Below are 1,960 nucleotides of genomic sequence, written 5' to 3' on the forward strand. Positions count from 1 at the left end.
ATGGTTCCCACCTGACGTTGAGGCGTCAGAGGATTTCCCCGGCACCGGCCCATGGTGGTCCCGTCACTCTTCCCTTCGACACGGCACTCCGGCAAAGGGGCGCGATGTCGAACGTCATCGAACAAAAGCAGCTGATCCGCGCCCGGATGCGCAAGGCACGGCTCGAACACGCCCGATCGCTCGGCCCGGACGCGAGCGCGCTGGTGTTCTACCGCCCGCCGGGTCCGGTGCTCGACCTGGTTCCCGAAAATGCGGTGATCGGCCTCTACCGCGCCGATCCCGGCGAAGCTCCAGCCGCGTCCTATGCCAAATTCTTCTTCGAGCGCGGCCATACGATCGCGCTGCCCTGGCTGGTCGATCTCAAGACGCCGATGGTGTTCCGCGTTCACAGCGACCCCTATGGCGAAAGCGACCTCGCCAAGGGCTATTTCGGGCTGATGCAGGGCAGCGAGGAGGCCGAACCGGTCGTGCCCGACGTGCTGTTCATGCCGCTGGTCGCATTCACCGCAGATGGCGACCGATTGGGCCAGGGCGGCGGGTTCTACGACAAATGGCTCGCCGCGCATCCGGACGTGGTCCGCATCGGCATGGCGTGGGACATGCAGGAAGTCCAAGAACTCCCGGTGGAAGCCCATGACATGCCGCTCCATGCCATCGTGACGCCAACCAGGCTGCTGGGGCCGTTCGATGCGTGACAGGCCGACCTGGCGAATCCCGTTCGGGATCCTCGCTCTGCTGGTCGGGCTCGCCATTTACGCTGCAGGCGTGATGTGGGCCTCGCACTGGATCGGGCAATTGCACGTCCTGCTGCAGGCGGTGCTCTACCTGGTGCTTGGAATCGTGTGGCTCGTCCCGCTCAGGCGCTTCCTGATCTGGATGGAAACGGGTCGCTGGGGATGAACCGGAAATTCCCAAGTGGCGCGAGTGACGGGACTTGAACCCGCGACCTCCGGCGTGACAGGCCGGCACTCTAACCAACTGAGCTACACCCGCGTGCCTCTTGGGGAGCAGCGCCACTAGGGCAGCACCGCGGTGCTGTCAACTGCTCCAAACCGCGCCCGCTCGCGGGTGAAACGAACTGCCCGGTCGCGGCAATAATTTACCGCCGCGTTAACCATATTTTTGCCCCTTGCGCCGTAGTTGCAACGCCGAAGCAACCGCTTCGGAACGGGGAAACCAGCCATGCGCTCATTGATTGCCGCAGCATTGTTCGGAGCCCTTGCCGCAACGCCGGCAATTGCCCGGCAGGATGTCGCACTCGAAAGCTCGGTCTATGTCGAGCGCACCAGCTACACCGGCGATGGACGGATCGTCCGCCGCATCGAACCCGCCAGCCGGCTGGTGCGCGGCGACAAGGTCGTGCTGGTGCTCGAATGGTCGGGCGACCGGGACGCCGAAGGTTTCGCCGTGACCAGTCCGATCCCCGCAACCCTCAGCTTCCGCCAGTCGGGCCGCGAAGGAGAGCAGGTTTCGGTCGATGGCGGACGCAGCTGGGGCGAACTGGGCGATCTCAGGATTCGCGAAGGCGGCGAAACCCGCCTCGCCTCGGCCGCCGACGTGACCCATGTCCGCTGGCGGATCACCTCGCGCGAAGCCGCACAGGGCACCGGCCGGATCGCTTACAGCGCGTTCGTACGCTGAACCGCGTCAGACCGCGATCGGCGCCTTGATCGCGCCCTGCGGCGCGTAGTTGCGAACTTCGAAATCCTCGATCCGGTAGTCGAAGATCGAATCCGGCTTGCGCAGGATCTCGAGCCGCGGGCGGCCCGAAGGCTTTCGCGACAGCTGCTCTTCGACCAGCTCGCCATGACTTAAGTAGAGATGGGTGTCGCCGCCCATCCAGATGAACTCGCCCGGTTCGAGACCGACCTGCTGCGCGATCATTCGCTGGAGCAAGGCCCCCGACCACAGGTTGAACGGCAGGCCGAGCGCGACATCGCAGCTCCTCTGGTAGAGCGCG

General features: G+C 65.1%; 4 protein-coding genes and 1 tRNA gene. 3 read left to right on the forward strand and 2 right to left on the reverse strand.

Features of this window, described 5'->3' with window-relative positions; genetic code table 11:
- Positions 1-104 precede the first annotated feature (104 nt).
- Both AC16XC_RS05515 and AC16XC_RS05520 read left to right on the forward strand, forming a co-directional pair.
- Positions 105-695, forward strand: coding sequence for a 5-formyltetrahydrofolate cyclo-ligase (locus tag AC16XC_RS05515; RefSeq protein WP_484033645.1), 591 nt, complete (start codon positions 105-107; stop codon positions 693-695).
- Positions 688-900, forward strand: a complete 213-nt coding sequence (locus tag AC16XC_RS05520) for a DUF2842 domain-containing protein (RefSeq protein WP_484033646.1) — start codon at positions 688-690, stop codon at positions 898-900. Before AC16XC_RS05515 ends, AC16XC_RS05520 begins: the two co-directional genes overlap by 8 nt.
- Before the next feature lie 16 nt (positions 901-916).
- On the opposite strand, the gene AC16XC_RS05525 is transcribed toward AC16XC_RS05520, so the two are convergent.
- A tRNA-Asp gene (locus AC16XC_RS05525) sits at positions 917-993 on the reverse strand.
- A gap of 189 nt (positions 994-1,182) precedes the next feature.
- On the opposite strand from AC16XC_RS05525, the gene AC16XC_RS05530 reads away from it, so the two are divergent.
- On the forward strand, positions 1,183-1,641 hold the full coding sequence (locus tag AC16XC_RS05530; RefSeq protein WP_484033647.1) for a hypothetical protein: 459 nt from the start codon (positions 1,183-1,185) through the stop codon (positions 1,639-1,641).
- A 6-nt stretch (positions 1,642-1,647) separates the two neighbouring features.
- Here the strand turns inward: AC16XC_RS05530 and thyA are convergent.
- The coding region (thyA, locus tag AC16XC_RS05535) for a thymidylate synthase (RefSeq protein WP_484033648.1) at positions 1,648-1,960 on the reverse strand (313 nt) is incomplete at its 5' end.

This window comes from Candidatus Andeanibacterium sp. (assembly GCF_057143545.1).

Excerpts from the sequence above, each read along its gene's own strand:
- AC16XC_RS05520 (WP_484033646.1), top strand. The coding sequence starts at position 688 with ATGCGTGACAGGCCGACCTGGCGAATCCCGTTCGGGATCCTCGCTCTG.
- AC16XC_RS05515 (WP_484033645.1), top strand. The coding sequence starts at position 105 with ATGTCGAACGTCATCGAACAAAAGCAGCTGATCCGCGCCCGGATGCGC.
- AC16XC_RS05530 (WP_484033647.1), top strand. The coding sequence starts at position 1,183 with ATGCGCTCATTGATTGCCGCAGCATTGTTCGGAGCCCTTGCCGCAACG.